Below are 1,575 nucleotides of genomic sequence, written 5' to 3'. Positions count from 1 at the left end.
GCCCGTGGCCCGTCGCTGCGTGTGGCAGGTGGCCCGCGCGGTCAAGATTCCCGTGATCGGCGTGGGCGGCATCAGCTGCGTGGAAGACGTGCTGGAATTCATCCTGGCGGGCGCGCACGCGGTTCAGATCGGCACAGCGAGCTTCATGCGGCCCGACTGCGTCTTTGATCTTGTGCAGCAACTGCCCGAAGCGTGCGAACGTCTGGGCATCGCCTCGCTGGAAGAGCTGCGCGGCAGCCTGCTACTGGACTGATTTATGGGACTTGCCGTCATTACCGCCCGCACCGAAGCGGAAACAGGCCAGTTTCTGGATCTGCCGTGGAGCATTTACGCCCAAAGCCCCTTGTGGACGCCGCCCATCAAGAGTCAGGAGCGCGAACTGCTCACGCCAGGGCAGCATCCCTTTTGGGAAAACGCCCGGCGCAGACTTTTTCTGGCCCTGCGTGACGGGCGGCCCGTAGGACGCATTGCCGCCATTATTGACGATAAATATAATGCCTACGCGGGCGAAACCTGCGGAGCCTTCGGTTTTTTTGAATGCGAAAACGACCGCGAAGCCGCCCACGCCCTGCTGGACGCCGCCAGAAACTGGCTGGCAGCCCAGGGGATGACCTTCATGCGCGGGCCGCTGAACCCGTCCGCAAACTACACCTGCGGCCTGCTGGTGAACGGCTTTGAACTTGCCCCCACCATCATGATGCCCTGGAACCCGCCGTACTATGCGGAGCTGCTCGAAAGCTGGCATCTGCGCAAAGAACAGGACCTTTTTGCCTATCTTATTGAAAAGGAACGTTTCTCGCCGCCAGAATGGCTCCACGAAGAAGTGACCCGCCTCAAAAAAGAGGGGCATTTCACCTGCCGCACCTCCGGCAAGGCTACGCTGACCCAAGATATCCGCGACATGTTCACCCTGTATAAGGAGTCGTGGGCGCAGAACTGGGGTTTCTCACCCTTGTCGGACGCCGAGGCCGAACAGCACGTCAAAGAACTCAAGGCCGTGCTGGACACGGATTTTTTCGTGCTCTTTTTCCACAACGGCAAACCGGCGGCCGGCATGGTGGCCCTGCCCGACATGGCCCCGCTGCTGCGGCGGCTCAACGGCAAGCTGGGCCTTGCGGCCCTGTGGCACTGGTGGCGTGCGCGCGCAGAAATACGCGGCGGCTACCGCATCATTCTTTTCGGCATCCGTGAAGAATTCCGGCTCATGGGCCTGCCCCTGCTTTTGCTGGACTATCTGATGGAAAAAGCCCATCAGAACCCGGACTTTCAGTGGGTTGAAGCCTCGTGGGTCCTTGAGGACAACGTGGCCGTCAATGACCTTATTGAAGACTTTTCTGGCCGCATCACCAAGCGCTACCGCATCTACCGCAGGGAGATCGAGGCATGAGCGCGACGGCTCCCGGTACAGGCATGAGCGCATCTTCTGATTTGGCGGGCAATACCGCTCCCGGCCAAAAAGATCATTGGCCGGAGCACCGGACAGGATGCCCCGCAGAGTGCCCCGAGCTTCAGTCGGCAAATCCGTCGGCGGGCCTTTTGGCAGGCCCGTCGGCAGGCGACCGGCCAGACAGCCCG

Annotated in this window: 2 protein-coding genes; both read left to right on the top strand. The window is 61.2% G+C overall.

The genetic code is table 11. The annotated features are described in order from the left end of the window. The coding region (locus V6C16_RS12890; RefSeq protein WP_333543400.1) for a HisA/HisF-related TIM barrel protein at nt 1–253 on the top strand (253 nt) is incomplete at its 5' end. Nucleotides 254–256: 3 nt separating this feature from the next. After that, entirely contained in the window at nt 257–1,387 is a 1,131-nt protein-coding gene (locus V6C16_RS12885) for a hypothetical protein (RefSeq protein ID WP_333543399.1), read from the top strand. Nucleotides 1,388–1,575: the final 188 nt, after the last annotated feature.

The organism is Desulfovibrio sp. 1188_IL3213 (assembly GCF_036763145.1).
GTDB lineage: Bacteria > Desulfobacterota > Desulfovibrionia > Desulfovibrionales > Desulfovibrionaceae > Desulfovibrio.
Note: the sequence above shows the minus strand (reverse complement) of the source record. Positions and strands in the feature narration are given on the sequence as shown.